Source organism: Actinoplanes sp. NBC_00393 (assembly GCF_036053395.1).
Classification (GTDB): domain Bacteria; phylum Actinomycetota; class Actinomycetes; order Mycobacteriales; family Micromonosporaceae; genus Actinoplanes.
In genome coordinates this window covers 7,520,201-7,535,916 of the sequence record NZ_CP107942.1, presented here as the reverse complement: position 1 = coordinate 7,535,916, position 15,716 = coordinate 7,520,201, and the positions used below count along the sequence as shown (strand labels likewise).

General features: G+C 71.6%; 16 protein-coding genes. 10 read left to right on the top strand and 6 right to left on the bottom strand.

The annotated features are described in order from the left end of the window. Nucleotides 1-14: 14 nt before the first annotated feature. Nucleotides 15-608, bottom strand: coding sequence for a phosphoesterase PA-phosphatase (locus tag OHA21_RS34795; protein ID WP_328462288.1), 594 nt, complete (start codon nucleotides 606-608; stop codon nucleotides 15-17). A gap of 44 nt (nucleotides 609-652) precedes the next feature. Beyond that, a complete protein-coding gene (locus OHA21_RS34790; protein ID WP_328462286.1) occupies nucleotides 653-1,120 on the bottom strand; it encodes a MarR family winged helix-turn-helix transcriptional regulator in 468 nt (155 codons plus the stop codon). A gap of 199 nt (nucleotides 1,121-1,319) precedes the next feature. On the opposite strand from OHA21_RS34790, the gene OHA21_RS34785 reads away from it, so the two are divergent. Genes OHA21_RS34785 through OHA21_RS34775 form a run of 3 tightly spaced genes read left to right on the top strand, consistent with a single transcriptional unit; the run spans nucleotide 1,320 to nucleotide 3,830 of the window. Continuing rightward, nucleotides 1,320-2,204, top strand: coding sequence for a G5 domain-containing protein (locus OHA21_RS34785; protein WP_328462284.1), 885 nt, complete (start codon nucleotides 1,320-1,322; stop codon nucleotides 2,202-2,204). A gap of 49 nt (nucleotides 2,205-2,253) precedes the next feature. After that, nucleotides 2,254-3,087, top strand: a complete 834-nt coding sequence (locus OHA21_RS34780; RefSeq protein ID WP_328462282.1) for a nucleotidyltransferase domain-containing protein — start codon at nucleotides 2,254-2,256, stop codon at nucleotides 3,085-3,087. Continuing rightward, nucleotides 3,084-3,830: a peptidase E gene (locus tag OHA21_RS34775; RefSeq protein ID WP_328462280.1), complete on the top strand. Its 747-nt coding sequence runs from the start codon at nucleotides 3,084-3,086 to the stop codon at nucleotides 3,828-3,830. The genes OHA21_RS34780 and OHA21_RS34775 overlap by 4 nt, the downstream gene beginning before the upstream one ends. Nucleotides 3,831-3,999: 169 nt before the next feature. Here OHA21_RS34775 and OHA21_RS34770 read toward each other — a convergent pair whose 3' ends face one another. Further along, complete coding sequence (locus OHA21_RS34770; RefSeq protein WP_328462278.1) at nucleotides 4,000-4,185, bottom strand: hypothetical protein; 186 nt, start codon at nucleotides 4,183-4,185, stop codon at nucleotides 4,000-4,002. Nucleotides 4,186-4,446: 261 nt separating this feature from the next. On the opposite strand from OHA21_RS34770, the gene OHA21_RS34765 reads away from it, so the two are divergent. Further along, entirely contained in the window at nucleotides 4,447-5,349 is a 903-nt protein-coding gene (locus OHA21_RS34765) for a hypothetical protein (RefSeq protein ID WP_328462276.1), read from the top strand. 597 nt (nucleotides 5,350-5,946) lie between these two features. Here OHA21_RS34765 and OHA21_RS34760 read toward each other — a convergent pair. Both OHA21_RS34760 and OHA21_RS34755 read right to left on the bottom strand, forming a co-directional pair. Beyond that, the gene (locus OHA21_RS34760; protein WP_328462274.1) at nucleotides 5,947-6,309 is read right to left on the bottom strand and encodes a PH domain-containing protein; all 363 of its coding nucleotides are present in this window, start codon (nucleotides 6,307-6,309) and stop codon (nucleotides 5,947-5,949) included. A gap of 25 nt (nucleotides 6,310-6,334) precedes the next feature. Further along, nucleotides 6,335-6,646, bottom strand: a complete 312-nt coding sequence (locus OHA21_RS34755) for a pterin dehydratase (protein ID WP_328478725.1) — start codon at nucleotides 6,644-6,646, stop codon at nucleotides 6,335-6,337. Nucleotides 6,647-6,831: 185 nt separating this feature from the next. Between OHA21_RS34755 and OHA21_RS34750 the strand changes: the two genes are divergently transcribed. Continuing rightward, on the top strand, nucleotides 6,832-7,254 hold the full coding sequence (locus tag OHA21_RS34750) for a (deoxy)nucleoside triphosphate pyrophosphohydrolase (protein WP_328462272.1): 423 nt from the start codon (nucleotides 6,832-6,834) through the stop codon (nucleotides 7,252-7,254). On the opposite strand, the gene OHA21_RS34745 is transcribed toward OHA21_RS34750, so the two are convergent. Continuing rightward, nucleotides 7,243-8,784: a long-chain-fatty-acid--CoA ligase gene (locus OHA21_RS34745; RefSeq protein ID WP_328462270.1), complete on the bottom strand. Its 1,542-nt coding sequence runs from the start codon at nucleotides 8,782-8,784 to the stop codon at nucleotides 7,243-7,245. The genes OHA21_RS34750 and OHA21_RS34745 overlap by 12 nt on opposite strands. Before the next feature lie 105 nt (nucleotides 8,785-8,889). Here OHA21_RS34745 and OHA21_RS34740 point away from each other — a divergent pair, with 105 nt between their 5' ends. The 5 genes from OHA21_RS34740 to OHA21_RS34720 are packed head-to-tail and all read left to right on the top strand — an operon-like array spanning nucleotide 8,890 to nucleotide 15,628. After that, complete coding sequence (locus tag OHA21_RS34740) at nucleotides 8,890-9,522, top strand: TetR/AcrR family transcriptional regulator (protein ID WP_328462268.1); 633 nt, start codon at nucleotides 8,890-8,892, stop codon at nucleotides 9,520-9,522. Then, on the top strand, nucleotides 9,519-10,928 hold the full coding sequence (locus OHA21_RS34735) for an aldehyde dehydrogenase family protein (RefSeq protein WP_328462266.1): 1,410 nt from the start codon (nucleotides 9,519-9,521) through the stop codon (nucleotides 10,926-10,928). Before OHA21_RS34740 ends, OHA21_RS34735 begins: the two co-directional genes overlap by 4 nt. Then, nucleotides 10,925-12,013 carry an alcohol dehydrogenase catalytic domain-containing protein gene (locus OHA21_RS34730; protein WP_328462264.1) on the top strand — a complete coding sequence of 363 codons (1,089 nt, stop codon included), beginning with the start codon at nucleotides 10,925-10,927 and terminating at the stop codon, nucleotides 12,011-12,013. The genes OHA21_RS34735 and OHA21_RS34730 overlap by 4 nt, the downstream gene beginning before the upstream one ends. Nucleotides 12,014-12,061: 48 nt before the next feature. Then, nucleotides 12,062-13,084: a 5'-3' exonuclease gene (locus OHA21_RS34725; protein ID WP_328462262.1), complete on the top strand. Its 1,023-nt coding sequence runs from the start codon at nucleotides 12,062-12,064 to the stop codon at nucleotides 13,082-13,084. A 60-nt stretch (nucleotides 13,085-13,144) separates the two neighbouring features. After that, complete coding sequence (locus OHA21_RS34720; protein ID WP_328462260.1) at nucleotides 13,145-15,628, top strand: ATP-binding protein; 2,484 nt, start codon at nucleotides 13,145-13,147, stop codon at nucleotides 15,626-15,628. Nucleotides 15,629-15,716: the final 88 nt, after the last annotated feature.

The window sequence follows — 15,716 nt, the reverse complement described above, 5'->3', positions numbered from 1 at the left end:
GAACCAGCTGAACGTCAGCGCAGCGCCGGGAAGACGGTGCCGGCGATCACGGCGCCGGCCAGGGCGCCCACCACCACCTGGGCCGGGGTGTGCGCGGTGAGCCGGACCCGGGCCCAGCCGCCGAGAATCACCAGCGGGACGCCGAGCAGGGCCACCGGCCCGTAGACGGCGGTCAGCGCGGCCACCGTGCCGGACGCGACGCCGGCGTGGATCGACATCTTCCACCAGTGCGTGACCAGGGCGAACACCGCCAGCCCGACGCCGCCCGCGGCGAGCAGCGCAAGGACCTCGCGGGGTGCGCCGAGCACGATCAGCAGCACCAGGCCCGCGACGAGCGACGCGGTTCCGAAGATCAGCGGGATGCGGCGGTCGGCGCGTTCCGGGATGTGGTGGTTGGTGAGCCGGCCGGTGCGTACGCCGTGCAGCACGTAGCCGAGCGGGATGACCGCGGCGAACAGCGCACCGGGCAGACCCCACCACCGTGATACCCCGGGCGCCTCGCCGGCGTGCCAGCCGACGATCAGCAGGAGCGCGGCGACCAGCACCGCGGGGGCGAGCACTTCGGAGACGATGCGGGCGATCCGGTCCCGCACACCAGCGTTGAGCACGCCCTAATCATCGCAATCCGCCGGATCTTGACGGGGAGGCGCGCTCAGGCGTCGGAGGCCATGGCGTTGAAGGCGGCGGCCAGGCGGGCCAGGTCGATCTCGCCGAGGTGGTCGAAGATGTGCCGGCGGACGCTGGCCAGATGGGTGGGCCAGGCCTCCTGGAGACGCTCCAGGCCTTTCTCGGTGAGCACCGCGTTCGCTCCGCGAGCGTCCTCCTGGCAGCGGATGCGGCGCAGATAGCCGAGCGACTCGAGTTTCGCGGCGAGCCGGGTCATGCCGCTCAGTGACATATCGCACGCGGTGGCGAGCTCGCTCATCCGCATCAGTTGGCCGGGTGTCTCGGAGAGGTGGCGCAGCACCGAATACTCACTGGCGGACATCCGCTGCTCGCGGACCAGGTCGGCGTCGAGGGCGCGGGGCATGACCAGCAGGAACCGGCCGAGCGCCCGCATCACCGCCTCCTCCTGCGGAGACAGCGGAGCGAGGCCCGCCGGTGAACTTGAGGCGGACATGGACCCGATCGTACGGCCGCCGCGCACGCCCCGGGGCAGTCGATTTTGCGGCTCGCCGGGGCAACGCGCGAACCCGGTCACGGGGCACGGCGGTCAGCATTTCGGGTGACTCGGGGAGGCTTGCGTCCGGCTCGTGGAGAGTCACAATGCTTTGGTGCAAAACCAGACAACTAGTGACTCTTGGCAGCATCTGCTCGAAATGCCACGAAAGTCTTGGTGGGCCCGGCTGCCGTTCGGCATCCGGATGACCGCTGGCGCCGCGGCGCTCCTCGTGGTCGTCGGTGGTGGGGCGGCCGGAGTCGCGTCCCTGACCGGGGACGACACGAAGACCCTCGCGGTGCAGCAACGGTCTGCCGAGGACCTCGGCGCCCCACAACTCGACGAGGACCCCGAGGTGGTGAGCCGGGCGGCCGCCGCGGCTGAGCCGCTGCCTCGCCGGCACACCGCCGTTCCCCAGCAGGCGACCCCGGCCGAACCCGCGGCGGAGCAGCTCAGCCGGGCCCGCGACGGCGAGGACCGCGCCGACCGGACCGGGCCGCGGCCCACGCGTACCGCTGACGGAGAACCGGCCGTGCGGGTCGCGCCGGCGCGGGCCGCCCAGCCGGCCCCCGCGCCGGTCGTCACCACCCGGACCGACGTGGAGACCCGGGCGATCCCGTTCCCGACCCGCCTGGTCCGCGACTCGTCGCTGCCGCGCGGCACCCGGCGCATCCAGACGCCCGGCGCCCCCGGCGTGGAGACTGTGCGCTACCTGGTGACGCTGGTCGACGGCAAGCCGGCCGACCGCAAGCTGGTCGACACCGCCGTCACCAAGAAGCCCGAGCCGCGGGTCGTGGCGTTCGGGGCGCGGCGCAAGCCGGTCAAGGAGTGCGGCAAGCCGCTGCACCTGTGCATGCCGCTCGGGCGGTCCGCGGTCTGCCCGGAGGGGCAGGAGAAGCCGGCAACGGCGGCCGGCGAGGAGGGGCGCGAGGAAAGCAGCGCGGTTCAGCTCGGCGGTTCGGTCCTGCTTTCGGACGAGGACCTCGAACTGCTCAACCCGGAAACCCTGGACAACGTACGCCTGGAGCCCGCAACACTGTGTTGAGGACCACCCGGTCATTGCGCCGTCCGGCCCGGCAGACCACGGTGAACCCATGGCACTGACCGACGCCGCCCTGATCGGCCTCGCCGACCGGCTGGCCGCCGTGCCCGGCGTCGTCGGGGTGGTCCTCGGCGGCAGCCGCGCCCGCCGCACCCACACGCCGGAGTCGGACACCGACCTCGGGCTCTACTACCGGCACCCGCTCGACACCGGTCGCCTCGGCGAGCTGGCCGTGGCGGTCGGCGGGACCGGCGCCAAGGTGACCGTGCCGGGCGACTGGGGCCCGTGGGTCGACGGCGGCGGCTGGCTGCGGGTGGACGGCGACCCGGTGGACTGGATCTACCGCGACCTGGACCGGGTGCACCGGTGCTGGGCCGACGCCGAGAAGGGCCGGTACGCGTTCCACACCCAGGCCGGCCATCCGCTGGGGGTGCCCGACTTCGCGTACCCCGGCGAACTGGCCCTGGGCCGCATCCTGTCGGACCCGACCGGCGAGCTGACCACGCTGCAACGCCGCGTGCGCACCTTCCCGCGCCCGCTGGCGGATGCCCTGGTCGGCGGCCTCTGGGAGGCCGACTTCCTGGTCGGCATCGCGCGCAAGGCGGTCTCCCGCGGCGACAGCGCCTATATCGCCGGGTGCCTGTTCCGGCTGGCCGGGGTGTGCGCGCACGCCCTGCACGGCGCGGCCGGGCAGTGGTTGATCAACGAGAAGGGCGCGGTCGCCGCGGCCGGTGCGCTGCCCGGCGCGCCGGACCGGTTCCAGGCCCGGGTGGACGCCGCGTTCGCCGCGGTGACCAATGATCCGATGCACCTCGCGCTGGCCATCGACATCGCGGCGGATCTCGTGCTGGAGACCTCCGACGCGTGCGCGATGATGTTGCGGTGACTGCCGACGTTCCCACGATCCTGGCCACCAGCGCGTTCTTCCGCCGCGGCAAGCACGGCCCGATGAGCCTGCGCCCGGGTGCGATCCACTACTTCGCCGCCGAGCTGGCGAACGCCCGCAAGGCGCCGAAGATCTGCGTGCTGACCCAGGCCACCGGCGACCCGGAGACGCGGATCGGCGCGTTCTACTCCGCGTTCGCCGGGACCGAGTTCACCATGTCGCACCTGCAGCTGTTCCCGATGCCGAACGTCGAGGACATCCGCGCGCACATCCTGGCCCAGGACATCGTCTGGGTGGACGGCGGCAGCGTGGCGAACCTGTGCGCGGTCTGGCGGGTGCACGGCCTCGACGAGATCCTGCACGAGGCTTGGCAGGCGGGTGTGGTGATGAGCGGGGTGTCGGCCGGATCGATCTGCTGGCACCAGGGCGGCAGCACCGACAGCTACGGGCTCGAGCTGCGTGCCTTCACCGACGGGCTGGGCTGGCTGCCGTACAGCAACGGCGTGCACTACGACGCCGAGGAACAGCGCCGGCCGAAGATGCACGAGCTGATCGGCGAGGGCACCCTGGCGGATGGATACGCGACCGACGACGGGGCCGGGCTGGTCTATCGCGGCACGGCGCTGGCCGAGGCGGTCGCCGACCGGGAAGGGCCATCGGGGTACGAGTTGAAGCGCGCCGCCGACGGTTCGGTCACCGAGACTCCGCTGCCCACCCGCGTCCTGCCCGTTCCGGCGAACTGACGCCGGGACCCGCGGCCGTGGTTAGGCTCGAATCGGATGAGGAACACGCGCAACCCGGAGCGGATCGATTCCGTTGAAGCTTCGGAGTCATTCCGTGCCAAGAGGGAGAACGATGTCTGTCACGCGTGGCGGTGAGGGCGGAAGTTACCGCTAGCCGAGGGGTGGCCCTTCAGTGGAGGGCCACCGTGGCGAGCCCCACCAGGACCGCGGACAGCAGGAACGCGAAGGCGAAGATGGCGTTCGCCCCCAGCGCGGCGCTGAGCCGGTGTGGCTGGCCCCCCTCACCACCCCCGGTGCCGGCCGGGGCCGCATCGAGGTCATGACCGAACAGCTCGGCGCGGTATCTGCGGGTCAACGGTCGCTGTAAATGGGTCAGCACCGGTGATCGCCTCCGGGGGGTCGGGGAGGTCGGGGTGGAAAACTCCTGGGCCAGCATGCGGCGGCGGGAAATCCGGGAGCAATAGTTACTCGTGGGTAACCGTCGGCGGTGGGCCGGTCTGGCATGTCTCGTCCGCTGATCGGGCCGGCGACCTCGTACGATCGGGCGTCCCGGCCCGTGTCAGGTCACTCTATATAGGTATTTGTCGGTTAGCGCCCATTCGACATCATTGTGTCGATGATGGCCGAGACACCGTCGAAGTATCAGACCCTGTTCAGGGGCACCCTGAACGTCTCGATCGTGCTCATCGGACTGGCCTCCGGCATCGCCCAGCTCGCTGAGATCCCGACCAGCATCGCCCAGTGGGTGCTCACCGCCGTCTTCTTGGCCTGCCTGCTCTATTTCGTGGTCCGGCTGTGGCAGCTCGCCTTCGTCGTCAAGATCCGCCAGCTGCGGGCCGAGCTGCTGAACACCACCAAGGACCTCGCCCTGCAGCGGGCCGGCCACCAGCACTACCTCGACGCGATCCAGCGGATCAGCGACCGGGAGAAGCCGCTCTTCTCCGAGACGCTCGAGGTGCTGGTGACGGTCGGCGCCGACGACGACAGCGACCGCATCGTCGAGAAACGGGTCACCACGCCCGAGCCGCTGGTCACGCACCGGACCATGCGGCCGATCGTGCCGACCGACAACGACCGGCTGATCCGCATCGACGACATAGCGTTCAAGACGATCCGCCCGGTTGCCGGCACCATCACCGCGCTGCCACTGGAACAGACCCGGCTCCTGCGGGTCTGGCTGATCTTCGACCCGGCGATGACCACACCGACCGAGTGGCAGGTCGAATACCGCCCGAAAGGCCTGTGGCGGCCCCTGCGCGAACGCGGCTGGGACCAGCTGGTCTGGGAGGACCGGCTGCCCAACGCCAGCGGGACGCCGTCGGCCTTCACCCGCTTCGAGGTCACCTTCAGCTTCCCGGAGAGCGACCAGCCGCCGAGCGTCAAGGAACGCCAGGGTTACGGCCGGATGAGCGAACCGGTCCGCGACCCACGCGGCCGCTGGGAGGTGGTCTGGCGCGACGAGAAACCCGCCGGCCGCCGCTACGTCTGGGACCTCACGCAGGCAGTCGGCGGCCCCTGAAAACCTGCGGGGTACGGGTAACCCCCGCCCCGCCGAATCTGCCCCGTCCCCGCTTTCCGGCGCGACCACCAGCCCACTCCCGGCCCCACCGCGACCGCCGGGCTGATCCAGTGCCCCAGCCGCAGGGCGACCGCCGGGCTGATGCGGTGCCCCGGCCCCCAGCGCGCGCTCAAACCCTGAGCGCGCGTATCCGGAAAGGCCACCCTTCACTGCGATCTTGGGCCGCTTTTCCCTGTCGGGTGTGGCCGGAAGCCCAAGATTGCTCAGGGCGATTGGACCTTGTGCCGCTTTGCCCCGCCGGGTGTGGCCAGGAGCCCAAGATCGCTGCATGAAGCTGAGGGAGCGTGACAGGGTCGGCAGCGCTGGTCCCGGGCTGGGGCGGCGTTCTCGAGTTCGGGCGGTGCCTCTGCGCCCGCCCCAGGGCACGCGGGTGCCGGGCCCGGCCCGTGAGTGGCTGCATGGGCCCGGCGGTCGCGCTGCGGCCGGGAGTGGCACCCGGAGCGCGGGCAGGGCGGGACGGTGTCGATCTGGCGGAGCGGCGCGGCGCGTACCGGGAAGGAACCGGAAGCGAAACGAAGACCTGGGGCCGGGAGGGGTTCAGGAGGCCCGGCTGAGGATCAGGTTATGCACGGTGTGGGCCTTGTCGGAGCCGCGGAACTCGATCTCGTACACGTGGGTGCCGACCGTGATGGCGATGGTGCCGGAGGAGAAGAACTGGCCGGCCCAGCTCTTGTTGCTGACCACGCTGACGCTGTGCACCTTCGAGTACGGGATGCTGGTGATGGCGAACCGCTTGCCGACGTAGGACTTGTCCTGAACGATGATCCGCCGGTTGGTCAGGCCGATGAAGCCGGTGCCGGCGCCGATCGCGTCGTAGACGGCGATGATCTCCTCGCCGTCGAGCAGGCCGCTCTTGATCTGCTCGAGCTGGCCCTTGTTGTCGTACACCACGTCAGTCATGCGGCGCAGCGTAGCGCCCGCAGCGTTACGGACGCTCGACCACAGTGCGGTAGAAATCCTCGATCCGGGCCGCCAGCGTTACCTCACCATCGGTAATCGCGGTGCCGTCCTGCGGGCCCAGACAGATCTGAGTGTGACCGTCGATCCGCCGGATACTTGGTCGAATGTGCAGTGTGTCCGCCGCCACTTTGATGCGCTCGGTGAGTGCCGCGTGCTGGCTGTCGTCACAGGCGAGATCCCGCCGGATCTGCACCCCGTCGCGGGTCCACCCACCCAGTAGCGCCAAAGCATCGCTCAGATAATCGGTGTTGGTGCTCCGGCGTCGTCTGGCCCGCACTTGCCGCACCCCCCTTAGCGTCGTTGCCGGCTTGTGGCCGAACTGTCGCCGTGTCGTCATGGTCGGTGCCCCACAGTTTCGTCTTTTGGGACAGTCATGTCCACGCCCACATATCCGTGTTTGCGTGACGATCAGGGCAGCAACGGGCAACCTGATCGGTGAACTTTTGTGGGATCTTTGAAACCATGCCGTCGGAACAGTACGTCAGGCCCACGTCGTCACCCAGGGTGATTGTCGCGGCTGTGATCATCACCGCTGGGCGGGTGCTCGCCTGTCAGCGCAGCGCACCGCCGGAGGCGGCCGGCAAGTGGGAGTTCCCCGGCGGCAAGGTCGAGCCCGGTGAGACCGAGGAGCAGGCGCTGGCCCGCGAGTGCGTCGAGGAGCTGGGTGTGCGGGTGAAGGTCGGTGACCGGGTCGGCCCGGACGTGCCGCTGGCCCACGGTCGCGCCGTGCTCCGGGTCTACGCCGTCACCCTGCTCGACGGCGACGTCCCGACCGCGCTGGAGCATGTCTCCATGCGCTGGCTGACCGTGGACCAGCTGGGCAGCGTCACCTGGCTGCCGGCCGACAAACCGATCGTCGCGGAACTCCCGGCTCTACTGACCTGAGTACTGCTTGCGCAGCTCCCGCTTGAGGACCTTCATGCTCGGCCCGAGCGGCAGCGACTCGGCGAACCGCACCTGGCGCGGGTACTTGTGCTTGCCCAGGCGCTCCTTCGACCACTCGATGAGCTCGTCCTCGGTGAGCCCCTTGTCGTCGAGGACCACCACTGCGCAGACCTCCTCACCCTGCACCTCGTCGGCCACGCCGATCACCGCGACCTGCTGCACCGCGGGGTGCCGGGCGATGACCTCCTCCACCTCACGCGGGTAGACGTTGAAGCCGCCCCGGATGATCAGGTCCTTGGTGCGGTCGACGATGCTGATGAACCCCTCGGCGTCGCGCACGCCCAGGTCGCCGGTGCGGAACCAGCCCTCCACCAGGGCTTCCGCCGTCGCCTCCGGCCGGTTCAGGTAGCCGGCGAAGACGTTGTGCCCGCGGATCACGATCTCGCCGAGCTCGCCGTCCGGCACGAACTCGATGCTCTCCGGCACCTCGGCCCGGGCGATCTCCACCTCGACACCCCAGATCGGGTGCCCGACCGTGCCCGGCTTGGCGCCGAAGGACGGCTGGTTCGTGGTGGCGGTCGGTGAGGTCTCGGACAACCCGTACCCCTCCCAGATGGTCGAGCCGAACGCGGCGGCGAACTTCTCCAGCACCGCGACCGGCAGCGACGCCCCGCCGGAGACGCAGAGCTTGAGCTGCGGCAACTGCTCGGCCTTCGCCGCGGCCTCCAGCAGCCCGATGTACATCGTCGGCACGCCGTGGAAGATGGTCACCTTCTCCTTGAGCATCAGCTCGATCGCCGCCTCGCCGGAGAACCGGGGGAGCAGCACCAGCGTGCCGCCCAGGCGGAAGGTGGCGTTCATGCCGACCGTCTGCCCGAAAGTGTGGAACAGCGGCAGGCAGCCGAGCACCACGTCGTCGCCGGTGAGCGGGTGCACGTCGAACACGTTCACCGCGGCGTTCATCACCAGGTTGAGGTGGGTGAGCATGGCGCCCTTGGGCTGGCCGGTCGTCCCGCTCGTGTAGAGGATCACCGCGACGTCCTCGGCCTCGCGGGTCACGTACGTCCGGATCGCCTCGACCCCGGCGGCGACCTCCTCGAGCCGGGTGGGCGGGTTGGGCAGATCGGCCGGCAGCGGGCCGACGTTGACCAGCCGGGTGCCGGTCGCGTGCGCCGCGCCCGCGCCGACCTGGAGCATCGCGGAGTGGGTGACCAGCAGGTTCGCGCCGCTGTCGCGCAGCACGTAACCCACCTCCTCCGCGTTGAGCAGGAGCGACACCGGCACCACGCGGGCGCCGACGGCCAGCGCCGCGAAGTAGACCCGTGGGAAGTCGGCCACGTTCGGGATCATCACGCCGATCGTGTCGCCCGGCTTGATGCCGAGCTCGCGGAGGCCGGCCGCGTAGGAGCGGGTCTGCTCCCACAACTCCGAATAGGTGATGCGGGCGCCACCGGCGTCGATGACCGCCACCTTCTCCGGGTATCGGCGCGCGGCCTCGGCGAGGACGGTAGCCAGAGACAGCGTCGTCATGCGGAGCCTCCTTCGTAAGCTCGGGGGAGTGATGTACATCGCAGCTGTGCTTAAACTAGCGGCGTAAGTTTTTGCGCGTCCAGTGCGAATTCCTGAGGAGTCCCCATGGCCCGGCCCCGGCAGGCGCTGCTCACCCGTGAGCGGATCGTCGAGGCTGCCGGTGCGCTGATCGACGCCGAAGGGCTCGACGCGCTCTCCATGCGGCGGCTCGCCACCGAGCTGGGCGTGCAGGGCCCCTCGCTGTACAACCACTTCGCGACCAAGGCGGAGATCGTCGACGCGGTGGCCGAGGCCGTGGTGGCCGAGGTCGACATCTCCGGCTTCACCGACTGCGACTGGCGTGAGGGACTGCGGCTCTGGGCGAAGTCGTACCACGCGGTGCTCGCCGCCCACCCGAACATCGTTCCGGTGCTGGCCACCGGCCCGGGCCGCCGGCCGGCCGGGCTGGCCATGGCCGAGGCCGTCTACGGCGCGCTGCTCGACGCCGGCTGGTCGCGGGCCCGGGCCACCCACATCGGCGCGCTGATGCGCTACCTGATCACCGGTTCGGCGCTGGGTTCCTTCGCGCTCGGCTTCGAGGCCGACCCGGAGCTGTACGACGACCGTTATCCGCACCTGCACCGCGCCCACGAACTCGCCGCACACCGCGACGCCGTCGACGAGGGCGCCTTCGAACTCGGGCTGGATCTGTTGATCACCGGCCTGTCCGACCGCTATGACCAGGGGGTACGCCGATGACGTCGGTATTCCGTGACGAGCTCTACATCGGAGGCGCGTGGGTGCCGCCGGATTCGAGCGAGCGGATTCCGGTGGAGAACCCGTACACCGAGGAGGTCTTCGGCCACGTGCCGGCCGGCACCGCCGAGGACGTCAATCTGGCCGTCTCCGCGGCGCGCCAGGCCTTCGAGGGCTGGGCTGCGACGCCGCCCGCCGAGCGTGGTGCAGCCCTCGGCCGGCTGCACGCTGCGCTGGCCGCGCGCGCCGACGAGATCGCCCGCACGGTGGGCCTCGAGCTGGGCACGCCGCTCAAGATCGCCAAGGCGGTCCAGGCGGGCCTTCCGCTGACGGTCCTCGCGGGGTACGCGGAACTGGCCGCCCGCCCCGCGCCGGAAGAGACGATCGGCAACTCGCTGGTGGTCCACGAGCCGGTCGGCGTGGTCGGCGCGATCACCCCGTGGAACTACCCGCTGCACCAGGTGGTGGCGAAGGTCGGCGCGGCCCTGGCCGCCGGGTGCACCGTGGTTCTCAAGCCGAGTGAACTGACGCCGCTGGTGGCGTACCTGCTGGCTGACGCGGCCAAGGACTCCGGCCTGCCGCCCGGCGTGCTCAACGTGGTGACGGGCACCGGGCCGGAGGTCGGCGCGGCGATCGCCGCCCACCCGGACATCGACATGGTGTCGTTCACCGGCTCCACCGCGACCGGCCGGGCGATCTCGCACGCCGCCGCGGACCGGATCGCCCGGGTGTCGCTGGAGCTCGGCGGCAAGTCGGCCAACGTGATCCTCCAGGACGCCGACCTGGTCAAGGCGGTGAAGGTCGGCGTCGGCAACGCGTTCCTCAACTCCGGGCAGACCTGCACCGCGTGGACCCGGATGCTGGTGCACCGCAGCCACTACGACGAGGCGGTGGAGCTGGCCGCCAAGACCGCGGCCGGATACCCGCTGGGCGACCCGTTCGACGCCGCGACCCGGCTCGGGCCGCTGGTCTCGGCCGGGCAGCGCGAGCGGGTCCGCGGCTTCATCGAGCGGGCGTCGGCCCGGCTGGTCTCCGGCGGGCTGGACGCCCCGGTGCCGTCCACCGGCTATTTCGTCGCGCCGACCGTCTTCGCCGATGTGGACCCGAGCAGCGAGCTCGCGCAGGAGGAGGTCTTCGGCCCGGTCCTGTCGATCATCCCGTTCGGTGACGACGACGAGGCGGTGGCGATCGCGAACGACTCGAAGTACGGGCTGGCCGGCGCGGTCTGGGGTCCGGACGAGCGGGCCGTGGCGGTGGCCCGGCGGATCCGCACCGGTGCGGTCGACGTCAACGGTGGCGCGTTCAACCCGTTCGCGCCGTTCGGTGGTTACAAGCAGTCCGGCATCGGCCGGGAGCTGGGCGCGTACGGCCTGGCGGAATTCCAGCAGGTGAAGGCGATCCAGCGATGAGCCGTTACATGTCCGGGCTGGTGGTTCGTGCCGAGGGCACGCCGGCCGAAATCGTCGAGCTGCGGCTGCCCGAGATCGGGCCGGGCCAGGTGCGGGTACGCATCCGCGCGGCCGGGGTGTGCCACTCCGACCTCTCCATGATCAACGGCACGCTGCGGCCGCCGCACCCGCTGATCCTCGGGCACGAGGCGTCCGGCGAGGTGGTCGAGACCGGCGACCACGTGACCCGGGCCGCGGTCGGTGACCGGGTGGTGCTGAACTGGCAGCCGGCCTGCCGCAACTGCTGGTTCTGCGAGCACGGCGAACCGTGGCTGTGCAGCACCTCACACGGGGTTGCCGCCCTGGAGAACGGGATCACCCTGGACGGCGCCCCCGTGCACGTGACACTCGGCGTCGGCGCGCTGGCCGAACAGGTCGTGGTGCCGGAGAACGCCGTCATCCGCGTACCGTCGGAGCTTGATTTTGATCTTGCTGCGCTGCTCGGCTGCGCGGTGCTCACCGGAACCGGCGCTGTGCGCAACACCGCCCGGGTGCAGCCCGGCGAATCGGTCCTGGTCATCGGCCTGGGCGGGGTCGGCCTGTCGGTGGTCTCCGCGGCCCGCGCAGCCGGCGCGGCGCAGGTGATCGCGGTGGACGTCACCGAGGCGAAGAAGGAACTCGCCGAGGCGGCCGGCGCCACCGACTTCGTGGTCTCCTCGGAGAACCTGTCGAAGGACATCCGCGGGCGGACCGGCAAGCTCGGCGTCGACCACGCCATCGAGTGCGTCGGCCGGGCCTCGACGATCCGCGCGGCCTGGCGCGCCACCCGCTCCGGCGGCCAGGTCACCGTGGTCGGCATGGGCGCGGCCGACGACATGGTCCAGCTGAGCGCGCTGGAGATCTTCAGCTCGGCGCGCATCCTGCGGGCCTCGGTGTACGGGCAGGCCGACACCGACCTGGAGGTCCCGGCCCTGGCCCGCGACGTCCTGGACGGCAGACTGACCCTCGACCACCTGATCACCGACCGCATCCGCCTGGCCGACGTCCCGGCCGCCTTCGACCGCATGAGCCGAGGCGAGGGAGCCCGCTCGGTGGTGAACCTCTAGCGGATCGTGGACTGGCGGTTGCCGGGGTCGGCGGGACACACTCGTCGGGTGTCGTCTCGCCTGCCGCTGCTGCTTGTCCTGGACGGCAACAGTCTGCTGCACCGCGCCTACCATGCGGCCGCGGGCGAGGGGTTCATCGACGACGACGGGCGGCCGGTGTGGGCGCTGCGCGGCCTGGTGGGCTTCGTGGCCCGGGCCGCCGCGCACCTGCGGCCGGACGGGCTGGTCGTCGCGTTCGACTGCCCGGAGCAGTCGGCCCGCCGCCAGGAGTACCCCGATTACAAGGCGCACCGGCCGGACAAGCCGGCCGACCTGACCGAGCAGATCGCCGGTGCGCCGGGCCTGCTGCGGGCCGCCGGGGTGTGCACGGTCGTGCCGCCGGCGTACGAGGCGGACGACGTGCTGGCCAGCTGTGCCGCGCACGCCCGCGGCAAGGGCTGGCGGTCGGTGCTGATGACCAGCGACCGGGACGCGTTCGCCCTGATCGACGAGACGACCTCGGTGCTGCGGGTGCGCAACGGCGGCATGGACGAGGCGGTGCTCGTCGACGGGGACGGGCTGTCCGCTCTCTACGGCGTCCAGCCCTGGCAGTATCGCGACTTCGCCGCTCTGCGCGGTGACCCGTCGGACAACCTGCACGGCGTACGCCGCTTCGGCTCGACCCGGGCCGCCCGGCTGCTCGCCTCGTTCGGCACGGTCGAGGCCGCCTGGAAGGCCATCGACGACGGTGACCTGCACGCCGTACGCGAAGTGGTGGGTGCCCAGGCTGCTGAAGAGCTGACCCGGACCGCGGCCCGCGAGGCGGTCGAGCGCAACCGGCGGCTGATGCGGATGCGCGACGACCTGCCGGTGCCGCCGCTGGAGCAGGCCCGGCTGCCGCTCGACTATCTGACCATCCGCAAGGCGCTGCGGGCCCGGGCCATCAATTTCGGCCCGTCCCTGTGGGCGCTCGTCGGCGGCGCCGAGCCGCCGGCCGGGGTGGACCCGGCGCCGGAGGCACGCCCGTGGGTGTTCCGCAGCGGGCTCACCGCACGCCGCGACCCGACGCCCGGCCAGATGGCGCTGTTCTGAAGCAGAAGCAAGTCGGATAGGTGATGGAGCCGGACGGGTGCCGGCTGTCATGGTTCGGGGGTGCTGCTCGAACGCTCGGAGCAACTGCATGCGCTGCACGCCGCCGCGGACAGCGTGCGAACCGGGCCGGGCGGAGCCCTGGTGCTGCTCGGCGGCGAGGCCGGCGGTGGCAAGACCGCACTGCTGCGGCGGTTCCGCGCGGAGAGCGATGCGGAGTTCCTCTGGGGTGCCTGCGATCCGCTCTTCGCGCCGCGCCCGCTCGGGCCGTTCCAGGAGATCGTGACGGGGACGAGGCCGCATGAGGTGGCCGCGGCGATCACCCGGGACGCTCGGGCGCGTCCTGGCCTGATTCTCGTCCTGGAGGATCTGCACTGGGCCGACGAGGCCACATTGGACGTGCTCAGCCTGCTGGGGCGCCGGATCGAGGGCATTCCGGCGCTGGTCGTCGCCAGTTACCGCAGTGACGAGCTGGACCGCGGTCACCCGCTGCGCCGGACGCTCGGCGAGCTGCGCGGCGAGTCGGTGCAGCGGCTCCGCGTCGAGCCGCTGTCCCGGGAGGCGGTGGGCGTGCTGGCCGGAGGGGACGGCGCCGCGCTGCACCGGGTCACCGGGGGAAACCCGTTCTTCGTCACGGAGGTCCTGGCCGGCGCGGGCGAGCAGGTGCCGTTGACCGTACGGGACGCGGTCCTGTCCCGGATCGTCCAGCTGGACCCGGAGGCGGTGGCCCTGCTGGAGGCGGTGTCGGTGGCCCCGTCCTTCATGGAGCTGCGGGCCGTCCCCGGCCTGGACGCGGCGCTGGGCGCCGGAATGCTGGAGGGCGTGCCGGGCGGCGTGGCGTTCCGGCACGAGCTGGCCCGGATCACCGTCGAGGAGTCACTCACCCCGCACCGGCGGCTGGAGCTCAACCGGGCCGTGCTGCGGGCTCTGCTGGACGAGCCGGACACGGCCGACCCGAGCCGGGTGGCGCATCACGCGGAGGCCGCCGGCGATGCCGCGACCGTCCGGATCTGGGCGCCGATCGCGGCCGAGCAGGCCGCCGCCCGCGGCGCACACCGGGAGGCTGCCGCACAGTACGCGCGAGCCCTCCGCTTCGCCGGCACGCTGCCCCCGGCCGAACGCGCCACGCTGCTGGAACGCCGCTCGCACGAGTGCTACCTGACCGAGCAGACCGACGAGTCGATCGCCACCCTGCGCGCGGCCATCCGGCTCCGGCAGCAGACCGGTGACCGGCTCGGCGCGGGCGCAGCGCTCGTCGCGCTGGCCCGGCGGCTGTGGTGCGCCGGTCTCGCCGCGGAGTCGGCGCGGGCCGGGGACACCGCGATGGAGCTGCTCGACAGCCTTCCACCGGGCCCGGAGCTGGCGGTGGCGTGCAGCAACCAGTCCGCGACCTGGCTCAACCTGGAGGACTACGCGGGCACGATGACCTACGGCGAACGAGCCCTGCGCCTGGCCGCGGAGCACGACGTGCCGGAGATCGTCGTGCACAGCCTCAACAACATCGGCACCATGCAACTGCTCACCGGCGAGCCGGACGGCATCCGGAAACTGGAGCGCAGTCTCGCCCTGGCTGAGCAGGAGGGGCTGGACGAGCACGTCGGCCGGGCGTACCTGCATGTCGGCTGGGCGATGACCCGCACCCGCGCGTACCACCTGGTGTCCTGGTTGGACCACGGCCTGGCCGCGTGCGAGGAGCTCGGGCTGGAGGCCTGGAGCAGCTACCTGGTGGCGTACCGGGCGAGGTACCTGCTGGACACCGGCCGGTGGGAGGCCGCGGCCGGGGACGCCCGGTCGCTGCTGCGTGCCGCCGGGCCGGCGCCGCTGCTGCGGATCCTGGCGCTGACCGTGGCCGGGCTGGTCGCGGCCCGGCGCGGTGACGAGGATCCGTGGGTACTCCTGGACGAGGCGCGGGCACTGGCTGAGGGGCAGACCGAGCTGCAGTATCTGGCGCCGGTAGCGGCCGCCCGGGCGGGAGCGGCCTGGCTCGCCGGACGGCCGGTGGAGGCCGAACTGCGGGACACCCTCGAGGTGGCCCGGCGGTGGCAGGCAGCCGCCGTGATCGGCGAGCTGACCCGGTTGCTGAACCTGGCAGGGGAGAGCCCGGCCGGAGCGGGGGAGATGGCGGCGGCGGAGCAGTTGCGGGCGCGCGATTGTGCGTACGATGCGGCATTGGTCCTGGCCGGGGCACCGCACGAGGCCGGCTTACGTGCCGCGCTCGCGGAATTCCAGCGGCTCGGCGCCCGGCCGGCGGCCGCGATCGTCACCCGGCGGCTGCGTTCCCGCGGCCTGCGGGACATCCCGCGCGGACCGCAACGCCGCACCCGGGCCCATCCGGCCGACCTGACCCGGCGGGAGGTCGAGGTGCTCGCCCTGGTCAGCGAGGGCATGTCGAATGTGGAGATCGCGCAGCGGCTGTTCCTGTCGACGAAGACCGTGCACCACCACGTCTCCGCGATCCTGCGCAAGCTCGGCGTGGCCCGGCGCGGCCAGGCAGCCCGGCATTTTATGGGTACGGACACCGATTTCCCGGGGCGCCCGGCTTCCTAGCGTCGAACCATGACGACACCGTGGCAGATCCAGCGGGAGATGATCCGGGCCCGCGAGGCCGACCTGGCCCGCGCCGTGCGGCACCATC

Excerpts from the sequence above, each read along its gene's own strand:
- OHA21_RS34785 (WP_328462284.1), top strand. The coding sequence starts at position 1,320 with ATGCCACGAAAGTCTTGGTGGGCCCGGCTGCCGTTCGGCATCCGGATG.
- OHA21_RS34730 (WP_328462264.1), top strand. The coding sequence starts at position 10,925 with ATGAGCCGTTACATGTCCGGGCTGGTGGTTCGTGCCGAGGGCACGCCG.
- OHA21_RS34760 (WP_328462274.1), bottom strand. The coding sequence starts at position 6,309 with ATGACTGACGTGGTGTACGACAACAAGGGCCAGCTCGAGCAGATCAAG.
- OHA21_RS34780 (WP_328462282.1), top strand. The coding sequence starts at position 2,254 with ATGGCACTGACCGACGCCGCCCTGATCGGCCTCGCCGACCGGCTGGCC.
- OHA21_RS34790 (WP_328462286.1), bottom strand. The coding sequence starts at position 1,120 with ATGTCCGCCTCAAGTTCACCGGCGGGCCTCGCTCCGCTGTCTCCGCAG.
- OHA21_RS34740 (WP_328462268.1), top strand. The coding sequence starts at position 8,890 with ATGGCCCGGCCCCGGCAGGCGCTGCTCACCCGTGAGCGGATCGTCGAG.
- OHA21_RS34750 (WP_328462272.1), top strand. The coding sequence starts at position 6,832 with ATGCCGTCGGAACAGTACGTCAGGCCCACGTCGTCACCCAGGGTGATT.
- OHA21_RS34735 (WP_328462266.1), top strand. The coding sequence starts at position 9,519 with ATGACGTCGGTATTCCGTGACGAGCTCTACATCGGAGGCGCGTGGGTG.
- OHA21_RS34765 (WP_328462276.1), top strand. The coding sequence starts at position 4,447 with ATGATGGCCGAGACACCGTCGAAGTATCAGACCCTGTTCAGGGGCACC.
- OHA21_RS34745 (WP_328462270.1), bottom strand. The coding sequence starts at position 8,784 with ATGACGACGCTGTCTCTGGCTACCGTCCTCGCCGAGGCCGCGCGCCGA.